This is a genomic window from Candidatus Marivariicella framensis, from assembly GCF_982709265.1.
This window is the reverse complement of record NZ_CEXPNT010000025.1, coordinates 1-19,145: the sequence shown is the minus strand read 5'-3', so window position 1 is coordinate 19,145 and position 19,145 is coordinate 1. Positions and strand designations below refer to the sequence as shown.

Annotated in this window: 17 protein-coding genes and 1 tRNA gene; 10 read left to right on the top strand and 8 right to left on the bottom strand. The window is 31.3% G+C overall.

Annotated features, from left to right (window positions below):
* Nucleotides 1-6 precede the first annotated feature (6 nt).
* The 3 genes from AC34EU_RS07720 to AC34EU_RS07710 all read right to left on the bottom strand — a co-directional run bounded on the left by AC34EU_RS07720 (nucleotide 7) and on the right by AC34EU_RS07710 (nucleotide 1,817).
* Nucleotides 7-81, bottom strand: a tRNA-Pro gene (locus AC34EU_RS07720).
* Nucleotides 82-171: 90 nt separating this feature from the next.
* Complete coding sequence (locus AC34EU_RS07715; RefSeq protein WP_487534566.1) at nucleotides 172-1,098, bottom strand: hydrogen peroxide-inducible genes activator; 927 nt, start codon at nucleotides 1,096-1,098, stop codon at nucleotides 172-174.
* A 44-nt stretch (nucleotides 1,099-1,142) separates the two neighbouring features.
* Complete coding sequence (locus AC34EU_RS07710; RefSeq protein ID WP_489696160.1) at nucleotides 1,143-1,817, bottom strand: peptidylprolyl isomerase; 675 nt, start codon at nucleotides 1,815-1,817, stop codon at nucleotides 1,143-1,145.
* Between AC34EU_RS07710 and AC34EU_RS07705 the strand changes: the two genes are divergently transcribed.
* Both AC34EU_RS07705 and AC34EU_RS07700 read left to right on the top strand, forming a co-directional pair.
* Complete coding sequence (locus AC34EU_RS07705; RefSeq protein WP_489696159.1) at nucleotides 1,816-2,460, top strand: NUDIX hydrolase; 645 nt, start codon at nucleotides 1,816-1,818, stop codon at nucleotides 2,458-2,460. The genes AC34EU_RS07710 and AC34EU_RS07705 overlap by 2 nt on opposite strands.
* 30 nt (nucleotides 2,461-2,490) lie before the next feature.
* Nucleotides 2,491-3,288 carry a lysophospholipid acyltransferase family protein gene (locus AC34EU_RS07700; RefSeq protein WP_489696158.1) on the top strand — a complete coding sequence of 266 codons (798 nt, stop codon included), beginning with the start codon at nucleotides 2,491-2,493 and terminating at the stop codon, nucleotides 3,286-3,288.
* A 3-nt stretch (nucleotides 3,289-3,291) separates the two neighbouring features.
* Here the strand turns inward: AC34EU_RS07700 and AC34EU_RS07695 are convergent, their stop codons facing one another.
* Both AC34EU_RS07695 and AC34EU_RS07690 read right to left on the bottom strand, forming a co-directional pair.
* Nucleotides 3,292-3,831 carry a superoxide dismutase family protein gene (locus tag AC34EU_RS07695; protein WP_487534561.1) on the bottom strand — a complete coding sequence of 180 codons (540 nt, stop codon included), beginning with the start codon at nucleotides 3,829-3,831 and terminating at the stop codon, nucleotides 3,292-3,294.
* An 11-nt stretch (nucleotides 3,832-3,842) separates the two neighbouring features.
* Nucleotides 3,843-6,998 carry a WD40/YVTN/BNR-like repeat-containing protein gene (locus tag AC34EU_RS07690; RefSeq protein ID WP_487534559.1) on the bottom strand — a complete coding sequence of 1,052 codons (3,156 nt, stop codon included), beginning with the start codon at nucleotides 6,996-6,998 and terminating at the stop codon, nucleotides 3,843-3,845.
* Between the two features lie 85 nt (nucleotides 6,999-7,083).
* Here AC34EU_RS07690 and AC34EU_RS07685 point away from each other — a divergent pair, with 85 nt between their 5' ends.
* From AC34EU_RS07685 to AC34EU_RS07665, 5 genes are read left to right on the top strand one after another with little or no spacing between them, the layout of a single operon-like run.
* Nucleotides 7,084-8,127, top strand: coding sequence for a DUF3089 domain-containing protein (locus AC34EU_RS07685; RefSeq protein ID WP_487534558.1), 1,044 nt, complete (start codon nucleotides 7,084-7,086; stop codon nucleotides 8,125-8,127).
* A complete protein-coding gene (locus AC34EU_RS07680) occupies nucleotides 8,124-8,660 on the top strand; it encodes a pyridoxamine 5'-phosphate oxidase family protein (protein ID WP_487534557.1) in 537 nt (178 codons plus the stop codon). The genes AC34EU_RS07685 and AC34EU_RS07680 overlap by 4 nt, the downstream gene beginning before the upstream one ends.
* A 46-nt stretch (nucleotides 8,661-8,706) precedes the next feature.
* Entirely contained in the window at nucleotides 8,707-10,167 is a 1,461-nt protein-coding gene (locus AC34EU_RS07675) for a Gfo/Idh/MocA family protein (RefSeq protein WP_487534555.1), read from the top strand.
* 9 nt (nucleotides 10,168-10,176) lie between these two features.
* Entirely contained in the window at nucleotides 10,177-11,193 is a 1,017-nt protein-coding gene (gene galE, locus AC34EU_RS07670) for a UDP-glucose 4-epimerase GalE (protein WP_487534554.1), read from the top strand.
* A 29-nt stretch (nucleotides 11,194-11,222) separates the two neighbouring features.
* On the top strand, nucleotides 11,223-12,107 hold the full coding sequence (locus AC34EU_RS07665) for a hydroxypyruvate isomerase family protein (RefSeq protein WP_489696157.1): 885 nt from the start codon (nucleotides 11,223-11,225) through the stop codon (nucleotides 12,105-12,107).
* Here the strand turns inward: AC34EU_RS07665 and AC34EU_RS07660 are convergent.
* Entirely contained in the window at nucleotides 12,104-13,585 is a 1,482-nt protein-coding gene (locus tag AC34EU_RS07660) for a S10 family peptidase (protein ID WP_487534552.1), read from the bottom strand. The two genes, AC34EU_RS07665 and AC34EU_RS07660, sit on opposite strands and share 4 nt — an antisense overlap.
* A gap of 637 nt (nucleotides 13,586-14,222) precedes the next feature.
* On the opposite strand from AC34EU_RS07660, the gene AC34EU_RS07655 reads away from it, so the two are divergent.
* Entirely contained in the window at nucleotides 14,223-16,034 is a 1,812-nt protein-coding gene (locus tag AC34EU_RS07655; protein ID WP_487534550.1) for a DEAD/DEAH box helicase, read from the top strand.
* A 75-nt stretch (nucleotides 16,035-16,109) separates the two neighbouring features.
* Here the strand turns inward: AC34EU_RS07655 and AC34EU_RS07650 are convergent, their stop codons facing one another.
* Together AC34EU_RS07650 and AC34EU_RS07645 are read right to left on the bottom strand one after the other, a co-directional pair.
* Nucleotides 16,110-17,408 carry an OmpA family protein gene (locus tag AC34EU_RS07650; protein ID WP_487534549.1) on the bottom strand — a complete coding sequence of 433 codons (1,299 nt, stop codon included), beginning with the start codon at nucleotides 17,406-17,408 and terminating at the stop codon, nucleotides 16,110-16,112.
* A gap of 83 nt (nucleotides 17,409-17,491) precedes the next feature.
* Nucleotides 17,492-18,034, bottom strand: coding sequence for a hypothetical protein (locus AC34EU_RS07645; RefSeq protein ID WP_487534548.1), 543 nt, complete (start codon nucleotides 18,032-18,034; stop codon nucleotides 17,492-17,494).
* Nucleotides 18,035-18,293: 259 nt separating this feature from the next.
* On the opposite strand from AC34EU_RS07645, the gene AC34EU_RS07640 reads away from it, so the two are divergent.
* Nucleotides 18,294-18,845: a DUF6580 family putative transport protein gene (locus AC34EU_RS07640; RefSeq protein WP_487534612.1), complete on the top strand. Its 552-nt coding sequence runs from the start codon at nucleotides 18,294-18,296 to the stop codon at nucleotides 18,843-18,845.
* Between the two features lie 11 nt (nucleotides 18,846-18,856).
* A partial coding sequence (locus AC34EU_RS07635; RefSeq protein ID WP_489696156.1) for a homocysteine S-methyltransferase family protein occupies nucleotides 18,857-19,145 on the top strand: 289 nt, incomplete at its 3' end.

Here is a 19,145-nt window from a genome sequence, read left to right as displayed (position 1 = left end):
TCTTAGTCGGGGTGGCAGGATTCGAACCTGCGACCTCCTGCTCCCAAAGCAGGCGCGATGACCGGGCTACGCTACACCCCGAAAAATAATGGGGCAAATATAACGTTAATTACGTTCTTCACAAGTTATTTAATAATTTGTTTTGTGACCTCTTTAAAAATAAAAAAATATTTATTTAGGTGCTATTATTTTTACATTTTCAAACTGAATAGTTCCTCTGATTATTCCATCAATAACCTTATTTAATGCAAAAGCAATAGGTAGTTTTAGTTTAGCTTTTGAATATATTAGGCTAATTTCTCTTGCTGGTGCTGGGTCTTCAAAATACCTTAGATTTTTTTGTTTTTCACTAGATAAAGATTGTGTGTGCATGTAAGGCAGTAAAGTCATTCCAAGACCTTCATCAGCTAAATTTATCATTGTTTCAAAACTCCCACTTTTAATACTAAACTTATAATCAATAAGATTTATGCCACATAGATTAATCATTTGATTTCTAAAACAATGACCATCTTCTAAGATTAAAATTTTACTACTTTCTAAATCGTTTATTTGTAACTTTTTATTTTTATATAATGGGTGATTTTCTGGTACATACCCCACAAATGGTTCATAGTATAGAGGGTTTTCTATTAATTTGAAATTATTTAATGGTGTTGCTCCAATTCCAGCATCTATTCTGCCATCTAATATTTGTTCAGTAAAATTTTTAGTATTTAATTCTTCAATTTTCAATCGTACTTTAGGAAATTTTTTCAGAAAAGTATTTAAAAAAAGTGGAAGTAATGTTGGCATTACTGTTGGAATAATACCTAACCTGAATTCACCTTCTACAACTCCTTTTTCTTGATCAATTAAATATCTCATTTTTTGAGATTCTTCAATTATATTTTTTGCTTGTTTAATTATTTTTTCCCCAACAGCAGTTAATGCTATTGGTTTTGTGTTTCGATTAAAGATTATAGCACCAAGTTCTTCTTCTAATTTTTGAACTTGCATGCTAAGAGTAGGTTGAGTTACATTGGATTTATCCGCAGCTAATGTGAAATTACCATATTTTGCTACAGCAAGTGTATATTGAAGTTGAGTGAGTGTCATTAGTATATTCTATTAAAAAACTAAATTTAATAAGAAAAATCTATTTAATCAACAACTATAGCTTTTATATATATATTTTTATGTGGTGTTTCTCTGTCATCAGTTTTTTCATTATTTATTTTGTCAACTACATCCATGCCTTTTATTACTCTCCCAAAGGCTGTATAGTCTTTGTCAAGATGATATGCTCCTGAATTTTGTTGAACTATGAAAAACTCAAATGGTGATGCTAATTTATGTGGATTGTCAATTTCACTACTAGGCATTGATATTACTCCTCTATGATGTTTGTTTCCTTTTCTTGTGTCTGGAGGAAGTAAATATCTACCTATTTGTCTCCTTTTTAGTAATATTTTTGAGTCATCTGAATTTCCTCCCTGAATTATAAAATCAGGAACAACTCTATGAAAAATTGTACCGTCAAAATATTTTTTCTTTATTAAAAAAATAAAATTTGAACGGTGAATGTTCGTGTTTTTATATAAAAGAATGACTATATCACCATATTCGGTAGATATTTTCACTTTGTCTTCTAAATTTTTCTTTGAGTACTCATATAAAAATGGTATTGCATTTTTCTCATTTAACTTTATAAAACTATCAATCTGTTTTATATTTGTTATAGTTTTTGTTTCCGGGTTTTTCAATAAAGGCTTATTTTTTTTTATAGTCTCACAACTAGAAAAAATAAAAACTATTAATAATAAAATTCTTTTCATGAAGTTTTCGATATTTCAAAATGCAATTCCAAAATTAAAAGAAATATCGTTACCGGGTAATGATGCTCAAATTGAAATGTCCTCATCTGAGAGATTAAAGCTTATTAAGAAATATAAAAGTTACAAATCAAATGCTTTAATAGCTAGTGTTTTAATATGTGTTTATAAAGACAAGACTGGTGAGGCCTGCTTTGTGTTAATGCAAAGACCAATAGATAAGGGTGTTCATTCTGGTCAAATATGTTTGCCCGGAGGCAAAAAAGAATCATTTGATAAATCAAATTGGAAAACTTCAATAAGAGAGACTGAAGAAGAGGTAGGGCTAGATGCACATGACATGAATTACGTAAAGGCCTTGTCATCAATTTATATTCCTCCAAGTAACTTTATAGTCTACCCTTTTATTGCGATTTACAACCATTTTCCAGAGTTTAAAATTGATAAAAATGAAGTTAAAAAAGTTTTTGATGTATCTTTTGATTTACTATTAGATGATTCATCAAAAATTAAAATTGATATTTCTGATAAATACATGAATGAAATAGGCGTTCCAGCTTATAATTTTAGAGATAATATTGTTTGGGGTGCAACAGCAATGATATTATCAGAATTCAAGTTTTTATTAAAAAAAATTCATTTTTAATTTTTCAACAATTCTAGTTATAAAAAACTTATGCTTTTTTTTAAAAAAAATTCTTTTGGACATTATCTAATTTTAAAGAAATGGTTGATTAGATATCTGGGAATAATGACCCATAGAAGATATAGGGGATTTAATAATTTAAAAATTGAAGGATCTGAAATCATTAAAAATCTACCAGATAAAAATGTTTTATTTGTTTCTAATCATCAAACTTACTTTGCTGATGTAGTAGCAATGTTTCATGTTTTTAATGCATGTTTAAGAGGTAGAACAGATTCTATAAAAAATGTAGGTTATATATGGAATCCAAAACTAAATGTTTATTATGTTGCTGCAAAAGAAACCATGAAATCTAGCTTATTGTCTAGAATATTAGCTTATGCAGGTTCAGTTTCTATTGAAAGAACATGGCGCGAAAAAGGGAAAGAAATTAACAGAAAGGTTAAGTTTTCTGATATTTCAAATATTGGAAGAGCTTTAGATGATGGCTGGGTTGTAACCTTTCCACAAGGAACAACAAAACCTTTCAAGCCTATCAGAAAAGGCACTGCTCATATCATCAAAAGATATAAACCTGTTGTGATTCCTATTGTTATTGATGGTTTTAGACGATCATTTGATAAAAAGGGCATAATGATTAAAAAAAGAGATATTCTCCAGACAATGCATATCAAGAAGGCCTTGGATATAGATTATAATAATGAATCTATTGACGAAATTATTGAGAAAGTAGAATATGCAATTGAACAACATTCATCTTTTTTAAAAGTAATGTCAATTAAAGAGTTAGAGGTTCAAGAAAAATTAAATAAAAATAGAACTTTCTAGCTTTTAAAAATCATTAATAATTCCTGCACAAGAAACTCTAGCTCCTGCTGCTCCTGATGGTTGAGACGTAAGATCATCTTCTCCATCATGAATGATAATAGATTTTCCTATTATATTTTTAATTGGATCATCACAGTTTAAGCACCAAAGATCAGTAGCGAATTTCATCATTCCATGTCCATTTTCATCTGCAATAAAATTTCCAATATCTCCTCTATGAAATCCTTTGCTGTTTCCCCATGATCCATGATTTTCAAAAGTTGGATTCCAATGTCCTCCAGCTGATTTTCCATCAGCCGAAGAGCAATCAGCTTTTTCATGGATGTGAATCGCATGATTTCCTGGATTTAAACCCATAATATGAGCTTCTAATTCAACCTTACCATTATTCACCTGTTTTATTGTAACTAAGCCAGATGTTCCACTATCGTTTTTAGAATTCAAGGAGATTTTATACTTATGTATTGATTCACTTTTCTTTTTTGTTTGATTACAACTATATGACAGCAATAATGAGATTAGAAGTATTAAATATTTTTTCATTTTAAATGTGTTTAATTATTAATATTGAATTTTTCAGATGGTGTAAAAGGAGAAATTGATATTTTCTCCATTTTTAATTGATATTGTTTCCATTCTTCATTGAAAAACATATTTACCTTATCTAAAGCAGATTTTAATTCATTTTCTGCCTGAGTTGTTAAAATTTCTTCAGTCTTAGTTGTTCCGTTTGGTCTAGAACTTGAGTAATAATAAGCTTTTCTTATTCTAGATAAAACAGTTTCTTTTGTACTTCTAATAATACCTTGTCTTTTATCAACTTTACCAAAGAACAAATCCTGAATAACATTAATTTTTTTGATCACTTCCTTAGATGACTCAATTTGAGTTTTAAATGATAAAGAATCATTTTTAATTAAAATATTTTCAAAATCTTTAGCAATCAAAATACTTTTAGCAAGCTGATTTGATGCCTTGTCAATAATTTTGATGTATTTTTCTAAAGTTTTTGATGTTTTATATGAATTCTCAATTGCTTTCTTAGAAATAGATAATCTTGGATCTGATTTAACAATTATAAAAGTTTCATCATTAATGTCTCCAACTTCCATGATTAACTTGTACTCGCCTGGTTTTACTTGGGTCCCAGACCCTTCACTATTATTTTTTCTAATTTTTCGTTTTGGATATTTTGGACCTTTTTCATCCATATTCCAACTAATTTTATGAAATCCTTTTTTGTCTGGAAATTTTATTTTTAAAGTTCTAATAAGCCTTTCCTTATCATATACTTTTAATAAAATGGTATCTTTTTTAAGGTCTTTTATTTCAGAAAAATCTGGATTAAAAAAATATTTTATTTGGGCACCAAAGCCTTTATTTTCTCCATTAAATAAAGCATCACCTCCAAACCTACTTCCAGTAGGTTGTTGTATTGACGCCATGTAAGCAGTTGGAGGTTCAAATAGTTTAAATAATTCATTAGTTAAGGACAAGCTGTCTGCCATTGCCCTTAAGGGTTTAATGTCATCCAATATCCAAGCAGCTCTTCCAAATGTTCCAATTATTAGATCGTGTTCTCTTGGATGAATAGCCAAATCTTTAGTAGATACAGTAGGAAAAGTTTTTGAATCAAATTTCTGCCAATTTTCACCGGAGTTTAAAGAGAAATATAAACCATCATCAGCACCTAAAAATAATAATTTTGGATTGACAATATCTTCAATTATACTTAATGTGTATGATGACACATCATTTGAATCAACAATTCTTTCCCATGTTTTTCCATAATTTTTTGTTCTGTAAGCATAAGCCTCGTAATTAAATCTTCGATAATCGTTAGCTATCAATAATGCTTCACCTTTATTTTTATTCGAAGCTTTAATCTGAGGAATCCAGCTTCCTTTTGGCAAACCTTTGAGCCCTTTAGTAACATCCTCCCAGTTTCCCCCTCCATCTTTAGTAATATGAACTCTTCCATCATCAGAAGCCACCCATAACATATTTTTTTCTAAAGGACTAGGTTCAATTACAATTAATGTACAATGATTTTCTGCACCCGTGGCATCTAAAGTTAATCCTCCACTTTCAGATTGTTTTTGTTTTTCGGGATTATTTGTTGTTAAATCTGGAGATATTAACCTCCAAGTAAGGCCCTTGTCTGAGCTTTTATGTACAAATTGACTTCCAAAATAAACAGTACTATTATTAAAAGGATCTTGTCCTATTGCAGCATTCCAGTTGAATCTTAATTTGATTTCTGGATCTGGATGAGTTGGACGAACAGTATAATTATTTCCAGTTTTCCAGTCGTATCTTGAAACATTCCCTTGCTGACTCATTGCAAACCCAAATTGAGAATTATCTTTATCAGGTACAACATCAAAACCGTCACCAAATGCAATTTCTTGCCAATAAGAATTTCTAATCCCCTGAGTTTTCCAGACATAAGCTGGTCCTCTCCAAGATCCATTATCTTGCATGCCCCCGTAAACATTATAGGGGTATTCATTATCTATACTAATGTGATAAAATTGAGCAACGGGAATATTTCCAATAAATCGCCATGATTTTCCACCATCTCTAGAAATATTCATTCCTCCATCGTTTCCATCAATTATAAAATTTCCATTTTCTGGATGAATCCACCAAGCATGGTGGTCAGGATGAACCCCATTATCAACTCCATAGGCAGGCATTAATTCTGAAAAAGATTTTCCACCATCTTCTGAAACATTAACATATGTAAATACTGAATAAACCCTATTTTCATTTTTAGGATCAACAAATAAGTCAGAATAATAAAAAGGACGATTACCAATTCCAGGCTTAGAATTAATTAATTTCCATTTTTTACCTCCATCTATTGATTTGTATAAACCATTTTTTTTAGATTCAATTAAAGCATATAATATTTCACTTTTATTGGTGGCAAAAGCTAAGCCGATTCTTCCTAAATCTCCTTTTGGAAGACCATCTTTTTCAGTTTTTTTAACCCAATTCTTGCCTCCATCAATTGTTATAAATAATCCACTCTTTGGTCCTCCTGATTTAAAAAACCAAGGCTCTCTTTTATGTTCCCAAAGAGCAGCAACTAATTTATTAGGATTTTTTGGATCCATAACAAGGTCAGCTGCACCAGTATTCAGATTTCCACTAAGAATTTTCATCCAAGTTTCACCTCCATTAACAGTTTTATAAACCCCTCTTTCTTTGTGTTCACCCCAAGGAGATCCAATAGCAGCTACATATAAAACATTAGGGTTGTCGGGATGAATAATGATTCGATGAATATGTCTAGTGTATTCTAGACCCATACTTTTCCAACTATCTCCTCCGTCTAATGATTTATATATACCAAAACCTCCATTTAAACTATTCCGTGGATTTCCCTCTCCAGTTCCAGCCCAAATTACATCAGGATTTGACTGTTGAATTGCAATAGAGCCAATTGAAGCAGTAATTTGGTCATTAAAAATAGGCTCCCAAGAAACACCTCCACTTTTTGAGCGCCAAATACCCCCAGAAGCAGTTCCAATATATATTGTTTTGGGATCATCATGAACTACATCAATGGTTGTTGTCCTTCCACTCATTCCTCCAGGACCAATATTTCTTGCAGGAGTGCTGTTTAACCATTTAGGGTCAAAACTTTGTGCATTGATAATATTGATCGAGATTAAAAAAAAGAATAATAAAAAAAGTCTCATATTTTTGTAATTAAAAAATAAAGATAATAAACAGATTCAATTTATTTCACTCAAAAAAATATCATATTTGTGTTTTACAATTTTTATGAAAAAAATATTAATAATAATAATGACTATAACTTTTACAAATGCATGTTCTGTAATTAAAAATTATTCATTAAACTCTTTTACTTCTTCAAAGTATAAATCAATTCCTTTTTCAGAGGAAAATATTCCAGCTCCCCCAGATTACTCCTTAGACAATTCATGGGCTGTATTACCTTCCAAATACCCAAAGCCTCTTATCGAAATTATTGGAAATACAAAACCGGATAGTGCAGCTGTTTTTTTTATTTACCCCACTTTACTCTTAGACCCAGAGGATATTAGTTGGAATTCAGATATTTATAAAAAACAAATACGAGATGATGTAATTAATAAGGCTGTTAAATATCAAGCTTCGGCATGGGCAAGTGCTGGTGAATTATACGTGCCATTCTATCGTCAAGCTCATATTAGAATTTTTACAAGTCCATATAATGAATCAAGGGCATGGGAGCTTGCTTATTCAGACTTAAAAAAGTCCTTTGAATATTTTTTGAAATATCACAGAAAAAATCGTCCAATAATTATAGCTTCTCATAGTCAAGGAGCGATACATGCGAAGAGGCTATTACAAGAATATTTTGACGGAACAGATTTACAGAATGAGCTGGTTGCTGCCTATTTAATTGGGACACAAATAAAAATAAATGATTTTAAAAATTTAAAACCATTAGAGTCAAAAGAGGAAACAGGAGGATATGTGAGTTGGAACACCTATAAAAAAAACAGATATCCAAAAAAATATAACCAATGGTTCAAGGGAGGAGTTGTAACAAACCCCATAAACTGGAACTCAGATCAATCATCAGATATTTCAGAGCATCTTGGAATATTATATATAGATGATAAAATATATCCTAAAAGCGTAAAAGTTTATAAAACTGATGGAATTTTATGGACTTCAGTTCCAAAAGTGCCCAATCGAATACTTTTAAATTTTATAAAAAGTTATCATTATGCCGATATTAATTTATTCTGGGCCGATATTAAAAAAAATTCTAAAGACAGATTAAATGCTTGGTTTAAGAATAATAATAATCATTGAAGCTTTTAGAAATATTTACAGAATGTAAAACTCAATGGCTGAAGGCAATTGAAGAAAAAGATCATTCTTTCAGGTCTTTTGTTTTATCAACTGTTGATATCAATAGAAAGCCTAATAGCAGAAATGTAATTTTAAGAAGTTTTGATTCAAATAAATTGAGTTTTACTATTTATACAGATTTGAGGTCAAAAAAAGTGAATGATTTGAAAAACTCTTCATCCGTTCAATTATTGTTTTATGATAAAACCGCTTTATTTCAAGTTACGGTTCGAGCTGAATTAATAAATATAAATTCAGATTTAAATATTTTTAATGCTCAACCTGAGCATTCAAAAAAAAACTACACCTCTTTTAAACCTCCAGGAGTAAAAATTGATGATCCCTATTATGTTCCTATCGGTAAAGAAATTAACTTTTGTGAATTGACCTTCAAAGCTCTGTCGATTGAAGCTCTATATCTAAAAAAAGAAGTAAATATTAGAAGTTGTTTTAATTTAAATGACCAATGGAAAGGATTTTTTATGACGCCATAAAATATATTATCATAAAATTTGTAATTTCATAAAAATTTAAAATCAAATGAGTAAAAAATCACGAAACTTAAATAACAGTCGCAGAGATTTTATAAAAAAATCTGCTTTAGCCTCAACCTTCTTTATTCTTCCACGTCATGTTTTAGGCGGGGTAAATTATGTAGCTCCAAGTGATCAATTAGCTATTGCAGGTATTGGTGTTGGTGGCAAGGGAAGATCTGATATATTGAATGCTTCAGTAAACGGAAGAGAAAGGGTTGTTGCTTTGTGTGATGTGGATCCTAACGGTCTTCATGGTGTAATTGAGAGTCGTGAAAAATTCCCAAAAGCTAAATTTTATGAAGATTTCAGAGAAATGCTTGATAAACACCCTGAGATTGACGCAGTAACAATTTCTGGACCAGACCATTCTCATGCCCCTTCTGCAGTTTATTCAATGGAACGAAATAAACACGTTTATGTTCAAAAACCATTAACTCATAACGTAAGAGAGGCACGGCTTTTAACAGAAATGGCCAGAGAAAGAAAAATTGTATCTCAAATGGGTAATCAAGGAGCTTCAAATCCTTCACAGTTATCTGTTCAAAAATGGATCAATGAAGGTGAGATTGGAGAAGTTTCGAAAGTTCATGTATGGACCAACCGTCCAGTTTGGCCACAAGGAATTAATATGCCAAAACCAGATAACAGTAAACTTCCAAATGGTCTTAATTGGGACTTGTGGTTAGGTCCAGCTCCTAAAACAGAATATATACCAGGAATGCACCCTTTCGATTGGAGAGGATGGTGGGCATATGGAACAGGGGCTCTTGGTGATATGGGATGTCATATTATTGATGTTCCTTTTAAAGCCCTGGGTTTAAAATACCCTACTGATGTAGAATGTAGTGTAGGAAGTGTTTTTACTAAAATGTGGACTCCAGAGTATATTCCAGAGGGATGTCCTCCTTCATCTTCAGTAACATTGCATTTTGATCCAACAATAAAAAATAAAAGTAAAATTGAAATGGTTTGGACAGATGGAGGTATAAGACCGTCACATCCAGATTTAATTCCTCCAAATGAAGATTTAGCTGGAAAAGGAGGTTATAATGGAGTTATGATGATTGGTGAAAAAGGAATTATAACTACCGATGTTTACGGAATGAATCCAAAAATGTATAAAAAGGGAGTTCCAACAGTAAATGGATCTATTATAGATAAATCCGATGAACCTGAGTTTGGTCATGCACGTAAATGGATTGATGCTTGTAAAGCCGGATTTAATAGTAAAGAACACATGTCTTTAACTTCCTCTTTTGATTATTCTGGACCCCTTACGGAAACAGTTTTAATGGGTAACATTGCTATTAGAAGTTATTTGCTTCGTAAAGAAACTAGTAATGGTAATATGGAATTCTATGCTCGTAAGAAACTTTTATGGGATGGTGATAACATGCGAATCACAAATATGGATGATGCTAATCAGTTTGTCGGTAGGGATTATCGTCCGGGATGGGAAATTTAATTTAATATTTTGAAAATACTTATTACAGGAGGATTAGGATACATAGGTTCTCATGTAGCTACTGAATTAATTAGGAAGAATCACGAGATTTTTATTATTGATAATCTATCTAATTCAAGTTTATCTGTTCTAGATCAAATACAAGCTATTACAAATACAAAACCTGATTTTGAAGAAATTAACTTAATAAACAAGAATGATGTTTCATTTTTTTTTAAAAAACACAAAAATATAGAAGGTGTTATTCATTTTGCAGCCTTGAAATCTGTTAGTGAGAGTGTTAGTAAGCCTATAAAATATTATAAAAATAATGTTCTTGGCATGATTAACCTTTTAGAATTGATGCCCAATGGTGTCCCTTTTGTTTTTAGCTCTTCATGTACTGTTTATGGAAGCTCTAAAACTCAACCTATGAGCGAGGATCTTCCATTTGGTAATCCTGCATCTCCCTATGGTCATACAAAACAAATTTGTGAGCAAATAATTGATGCCCAATTTAAAATTGAATCAAAATTTAAAGGAATATCTCTACGTTACTTTAATCCTATAGGTGCTCATTCTAGTGGACTTATTGGCGAAAACCCTAAAAGTGTTCCTGAGAATATTATGCCTTACTTAACTCAAGTTGTTAATGGTCAACAAGACATTCTTACTGTTTATGGAAATGATTATCCTACAAAAGATGGAAGCGGTATTCGAGACTACATACATATTATGGATTTAACTGAGGCTCATTGTAAGGCGATTGAATATTTAAGTAATATGCAAAGAAGTAAATATTTAGAGTCTATAAATATTGGAACGGGAACTGGAGTAAGTGTTTTAGAATTAATATCAGAATTTGAAAAAGTAACTGGGAATAAAGTTCCATTTAAAATTGGAAAAAGGAGGCCTGGTGATATTGTGGTTGCCTATGCGGATGCTAAAAAGGCTAAAAATATCTTAGGGTGGAAATCTAAATATTCGTTATCTGAAGCGCTAAAATCAGCATGGAGTTGGGAAAAAACAAGAAGTAACTTTAATTAAAAGTACTTAAATTTAAAAAATTATGAAAAATGAATAGAAGAAATTTACTAAAAACAATTGGTTCTGGTATTGCAGGAGTTGGAGTAATGCCGATTGCTTGTGTACAAGATAATATGAAATCAAATTATTCAAAATTAAAGGGAAATATAAACCATTCCGTTAGCGCTTGGTGTTATAAGAAAATTCCATTTGAAGACCTAGTTATTCAATCAAAAAAAATAGGATTAGTTGGTGTTGATCTTGTTGGTTCTGAGAATTGGGACGTTTTAAAAAAACACAACTTAATTTCAACAATGTGTTATGGTGACTTAGAGGGGAAATCAACTCGTAGCTTAACTAATGGTTGGTGTGATAAAAAATTTCATGAAGATCTAATATCAAATTATTTAAGACATATAGAGTTAGTTGCAGATGCAGGCTGGAAAAACTTAATATGTTTTAGTGGGAGTCGTAGAGAAATAAGTGACAAACAGGGGCTTGAAAACTGTATTGATGGTTTAAATAAAATTATTCCTTTAGCTGAAAAATTAGGAGTTGTTTTACATATGGAGCTTTTAAACTCAAAAATTGATCATAAAGATTACATGTGTGATAATTCAAAATGGGGAGTTGAGTTAAGTAAAAGATTGAATTCAGAGAACTTTAAACTTCTTTATGATATATATCATATGCAAGTTAATGAAGGAGATGTTATAAGAACAATAACTGAAAATCACAAACATATTGGACATTACCATACTGCGGGAGTTCCTGGAAGGCATGAGATTGATGAGAGTCAAGAATTATATTACCCAGCAATTATGGAATCAATAGTGTCAACAGGATTTAAAGGTTATGTTGCTCAGGAGTTTATCCCAACTAAAGAAGATCTAATTGGAGGGTTGGCTGAGGCAATTCAGATTTGTGATGTTTAATACTTTGCTGGTTTTCCGTTAGTTGTTGTTGTTTTAATAAATTCACGCAAATCATCATTAGCTTTTATCAAATCTTCTTTTCTAAGGTACATCATGTGACCACTTCTATACCCTTTGAAAGAAAAACGATCACGTAATTTACCACTAGGATCCATCTGCCATTGTGAGTATTTAGCAGCAAAATAAGTTGTTGCTCCGTCATAGTAACCGGATTGAGTCATTACGTTTAGATACGGGTTTTGAGCCATAGCTTGTCTTAAGTTTTCCCTGGTATTGTCGTTTTCCTCATTCCATGGACGAACTGGTCCAAACATATTGTATTTGATGTCAGTTTTGAATTTCAGTTCATTTTTTATATAATGATTAATTGCTGGTGTAAATGAATGTAACCAAGAGGTTAACTCTGCACTGTAATCAGGTCTGTTTCCAGTTTCTTTTCTATCAATTCCTATATATCGAGAATCAAGTCTACCTATATTTTTTCCTTGATCCCTCAATAGCTCTTTCCAAAAATATTGTGTTGGAAGATCTAAATTGTGTTGTAAAAGAACTTTAGTTGAAATACTAGTAAAATCAGACATTTTTTGAGCAATTACTTTTTTTTCATCATCATCAATAAATCCTCCTTTAGCTAGAGCAGGAACTAGAGTGTTAATTGAAAAATCTTCAGCCTCAGGTAATATTTTTAATAAATCTTTTTGCTGTAATTCTGATTTAAGTTGTTTATGATACCACGCAGTTGCTGTAAAATATGGTAAGTTCAGTGCTGATGAAATTGGGTTATCATCAAAAGTTTTATAGTCTGCAGGAGATACCATAATTACACCATTTAGGTACATCCATTGTTGATTTTGTAATGCTAGTGAAAGTCCCATTACTCTAGTGCCACCATAACTCTCTCCGATTATATATTTAGATGATTCCCATCGATTTTTTCTACTTACAAATGTTGAAAGCCATTCTGATAAATATGCAATATCAGCATTAATTCCAAAAAATATTTCTCTATCTGGAAGTTCTCCATCTATTTCAACCATTCTAGAATATCCAGTATTTACTGGGTTTATAAAAACAATATCAGCTACATCTAAAATAGAGTAGGGGTTAGTTTTAAAGCCATAAGGTTGAACGGGATATCCTTCATCATCTATTTTAAGAATTTTAGGGCCAGTATATGCAATATGCATCCACACTGAAGCTGAACCTGGACCACCATTAAAAGAAAATATGATTGGTCGTTGAGTATTGTTTTTTATACCAGTTCTTCTATAGTATGTGTAAAAAAGAGACGCAATAGGTTTACCTTTTTCATTCCAAACTGGTTGAGTTCCAGTTTGAGCCTCGTAACTAATTGCTTGACCTTTAATTATAGTTTTATGTTGAGTAACTACAATAGTGTCAATAGGAAGTTTTTTTTCCTGAGAAAATAAAAAAATAGAAGTACATGTTACTAGAAAGAATAAATATATTGTTTTCATAATTATGAATATTTTGATAAATAAATATAGCTAATTTTAACATTATATAAACTTAACTAAATGAAAAAATTAGCGCTTTACGGAGGTAAGTTCTTCGCTAAATGGTGTTCCAAGAATTACAGAATCAGGTCTTTGCGGTTGGTTTATTAGTCTAAACCTAGATCAATGTTAATAGTGAAGAACTTAATGATTTTGATCCAAATTATCAATTAATCACATCACCAATCAATGATGTTACTCTAGTAGTTACAAATTATGGAACTTGGTTTTTTACATATAATAGTAATTCTAATGCTATTAATTTTTTAGAAGATCAATGGAGATGGACTAATGAAGATTTTACAGCATTTGAAGTGATTGACGAAGAAGATGGCGGAAATTGGGAGTATGCTCAATTAATTAACATTGTAAGTGTATCCGGAAGTTCATTGTCACTCTCATCAACTTATACTGAAGATGAGAGTGACAATTAGCTACTTGATGAGTATTCATTACAGATTCAAACAGCTGCTTTTTCCTATCCAACTTGTATTTTGCCAACAAATTGAAATTTAGAAGGATAATTTAAACAAAGTATTTTAGAGAATATAAGTGCTTGCAAGAATAATTAGGCTACTTTTGTGCCTTTAAATATTTTATGCTCACATTTAAAGATTTAGGTCTTGAACCTACTCTAATTCAGGCTGTTGAAGATCTTGGTTTTCAAATTCCAACTGATGTTCAAAAGGAGGCTATCCCGTTATTGTTGAATAAAAACACTGATCTTGTTGCTTTAGCACAAACTGGAACTGGAAAAACTGCCGCCTTTGGTATGCCTTTGTTGCAAAAGATAGATTCTGATTCAAAACATACTCAAGGTTTAATATTATCTCCTACAAGAGAGCTTTGTATGCAGATAACCAAAGAGATTCAGACTTATGCAAAGCACATGCCAAAGGTTAATGTTGTTGCGGTTTATGGTGGAGCTAATATTCAAGATCAATCAAAAAAAATTAAAAAAGGAGCACAGATTATTGTAGCTACTCCCGGTAGAATGCAGGACATGCAAAGGCGAAAAATGGTAGACATTAGAAAAATTGATTATTGTATTCTTGATGAAGCTGATGAGATGTTAAATATGGGGTTTTATGAAGATATAACTGCAATTTTATCAGAAGCTCCAAAAGAAAAAAACACATGGTTGTTCTCAGCAACTATGCCTTCAGCAGTTGCAAAAATTGCTAAAAAATTCATGAACTCTCCAAAAGAGATAACTGTTGGAAGTAAAAACTCAGGATCAAAAAATGTTTCTCATGAATATTATACTGTAAGTGGTCGTCAACGTTTTGAAGCATTAAAACGATTAGTTGATGCTCACCCAACTATTTTTGGTTGTATTTTTTGCAGAACTAAAAGAGACACTCAAAGAGTTGCTGAAAACCTTATTGAGGCAGGTTATAATGCAGCAGCAATTCATGGAGATTTAAGTCAAAATCAAAGGGATACTGTGATGAATTCCTTTAGAAAAAAACAAATTCAACTTTTAGTAGCTACTGATGTTGCTGCAAGGGGTATTGATGTTGATAATATTACTCATGTTATCAATTATCAATTACCTGATGAGAGTGAGATTTATACTCATAGGAGTGGGCGAACTGGGAGGGCAGATAAAAAAGGCGTCTCTATAATTATTGTCAGTCAGAGTGAGCAACGTAAAATTAGATCTATTGAAAAACTCATACAATCTAAAATAACTCACAAAACTATACCGGATGCAGATGAAATTTGTAATGCACAAATGCTTCATCTAGCTAAAAAACTAAGCGATGTAGAACCTTCTGATTCAGCTGAAAAACTTCTTCCTTCTTTTTTAGATCAGCTTGATAATCTTTCAAAAGAAGATATTTTGAAAAGATTGGTTACTGTTGAACTTGATCGTTTTTATAATTATTATAGTGGAAAAGCAAAAAACTTAGATACTCCAAAAAAAGATTTTTCAGATGACGATTCAAAATCTAAAGTTAGTAAAAAAGATGAAGTTCGTTATCACATTAATATTGGAGAAAAAGACAGTTATGATTGGAGAACACTTAAAGACCTTATAAAAGGAACTCTTGGTTTTACTAGTGATGAAATTTTTCACGTTGATGTAATGAAAAACTTTTCATTCTTTTCATCTGGTCCTGAAGAAAGAGATAAAGTACTAGAAGGTTTCAAGTCTATAAATATAGATAATAGGGATATTGAAGTGTCTATCACAGAGAAATTTAATCCAGGAAAGGCTAAAAAATTAAAGTCTAGAGATAGAGGTGGAAGTTTTTCAAGAGGAAGCTCCTCTGGAAGAAGCTCCTCTGGAAGAAGCTCCTCTGGAAGAAGCTCCTCTGGAAGAAGCTCCTCTGGAAGAAGCAAGCCCAATCCTTTCAAGTTTTCTAATGATAAAAAGTCTTCAGACAAAAGAAGAAGAAGTTAAGTAATGACATATGTATAAATAAAAAAACCTCCCAATGGGAGGTTTTTTTATTTATAAACTGTACATGATTGACGACTAGTTTACACCGCGATCAAATTCAACTCTACGACTTGATTTTCTATCAGAAAGAGGTTTACTTTCTCCATATGCTTCAGTTGTCATTCTACTAGCATCGATACCTGCGGCTACTAAAGCAGCTGCAACTGTATCAGCACGTTTCTGTGAAATTTTCATATTATAACTTTCAGATCCATCATCAGAAGCATGACCTTGAATAATTATATTTACATCTGGATACTCATCTAAAAGAGATTTAAGATTATTTACAAGTTCCTCTCCACTTTTTCCAACATCGACACTAGATGATCCAAAATATATTTTGGATTCACTACTAGATATAAATTCTATCAATTTAGTTGGTTCAGCTTCACATCCACCATTCGCAGCAACACCAGCTACATTTGGACATAAATCGTCTTTGTCAAGAACGCCATCACCATCAGTGTCTGGCCATGGACATCCATTATTTCCAGCTTCACCAGCAACATTAGGACATTTATCATCTTTATCAGCAACAGTATCACCATCACTATCAGGACAGCCTCCCATTTCTGCTGAACCAGCAGCTTCAGGACATGCATCATCTCCATCAGCAATACCATCACCATCAGTGTCAGGACAACCATTCATTTCAGCTGTTCCAGCTTCTTCTGGACATGCATCTTCATTATCTGGAATCCCATCACCATCAGTGTCAGGACAACCATTAAATTCTTTTAATCCAGGAACATCTGGACATATATCTTTTTTATCTGAAACTCCATCTCCATCAGCATCTCCTGTTCCAAACATATAAGTGAAACCAATAACATGTTGTAACTGATTAGTAGTTCCTTTTTCAGAAGCATTACGCATTGAAGTGCTTAGGTTAGCGGCCCATTTATCGCTTAATCTAACGTTAATACCTGCACCACCAACGGTTGTTCTAGCTGATTCTTTAGATGGAAACATTCCTTCTGAATTAGAATTTTTGTTAAATCTAGATAATCCATAACCAGCAAAAAGATAAGGAATAACTTTTCCTTCTTTAACAATATTATATTTAACAATACCGTCAATAGTGTAGTAATCCTCAGCAGAACCATCAATACTATTAGCCGAAAATTGAGCACCAATAGACAAATTCCCCCCTAAATAACGAGTTAGACTTAGGGCTGGAACTCCAGTACCAGATCCACTGTTGTTATCATCTATACTAACAATGTTTGCACCAATACCAATAGCCCAAGGGTTTTGAGCGTTTTGTGCTGTTATAGTGTTTGAATTAAAGATCCAAGCGCCTATAGCTAATGCGAGAGTTATATATTTTTTCATTTCAATTATTTAATTATTTTCAAATATACTAAAAAAGCTTCTATTTATAATATAAACAGGGTAATTAGAGCTTTTTTTAAAGATCAACTACTATATTTCTTTATTGTAAGCTTAAATTCATTAGAATTAATTTGTTCGATTATATAATGAATGTTTGATAAAATTGTAGCTCGAGAGAGGTTTTCATTTATTAAACTCATATTACTTTCTGTCCATTTTTTCATCCTTAATGTATCTACTTGAGGTATTGGTATTTTTGATGCTTGTTTGAAAAAAATGATAGCCTTGTCTAAAGAATTAGTTTTAGAAAATGAATAGAATTCAATTTTTTTAAGCTTTTCGTTACCATCAATAATTACCGAATAAATTGCTTCTGATTCTTTAAAAATAAACTCATGTGGTTCATCATTTGTGATGTTTTCTTTATTAGTAATAAAATTATTCTTTAAAAGAAAGTCTTCTAAATCTTTTGGAATAATTCCTTCCAAGAAATTTGAATTTACTTGTGAAACATTTTTAGTGACTTTTAATTTTTCAAAACTCAAGTCTTTTATTTCTTTTATTTTATTATTAAAACAAGATGTAGTTATAAACAATAGAGTTAAAATCAATCCTTTTCTAATCATTGAGAGCTTATTATAGTGATTCCTAAAATTATGAATTTATAGATAATAAAAATTATATTTTTAAAATTATTTATTTCCAGTCAAACTTAAGAATTACAGCTAAACCATAAAATAAATAAATTTAAAAACATATATTTGTATTAATTAAAAGAGGAAAATTTTGACTGATTGCCACCTCAATAAAAAAAGCTAAAACAGATATGAATTCATTTCCTACTATTTTTTACCCAACTCAACTACTTTTTTTAATTTATTAAATATGACTAAAATAAATTTATCATTTATTGGAATTATCTTATTGATATTATTTGCCTCTTTTACAAGAATTATTCCTCACATGCCTAATTTCACACCAATTGGAGCCATAGCTTTGTTTGGAGGGGCCTATTTAAGTAATAAGTACCATGCTTTTATTATTCCAATTTTATCATTGTGGTTTAGCGATCTCATTATAAATAATTTCATTTTAAACTATTATGATCAATTTACTTGGTTTTACTCTGGTTTTATTTGGCAATATGCCACTTTTGGAATAATTATTTTGATTGGTTACTTCTTGTTGAAAAAAATCACATTAAAAAAAGTTTTAATAAGTTCAGTAGGATCTAGTCTCATCTTTTTTATTATCACAAACTTTGGTGTGTGGGTCTCAGGTTCTATGTATACCTTAAATCTTAATGGCTTAATTAGTTGTTTTGTTCTTGCTATCCCCTTTTATAAGGGAACATTACTAGGTTTCTTGTTTTATTCATCATTTTTGTTTGGAGTATTTGAAATGTCAAAACTTGATAAAAAACCAATCAAAATTTAAATTTACCTTCAATGCAAAACCTTTTTGAAATTTTAAAAAGAAGGATACTAGTACTAGATGGAGCTATGGGAACCATGATACAGCAATACAAATTTAGCGAATCTGATTATAGGGGGGAGCGTTATAAAGATTACCCAAGTAGCGTTAAAGGAAATAATGATCTATTGTCTTTAACTCAACCTGAGGCTATTATAACAATACACGAAAAATATTTAGATGCAGGAGCCGATATTATTGAGACTAACACTTTTTCATCTACAAGTATTGGAATGTCAGACTATGACATGGAATCAATAGTTT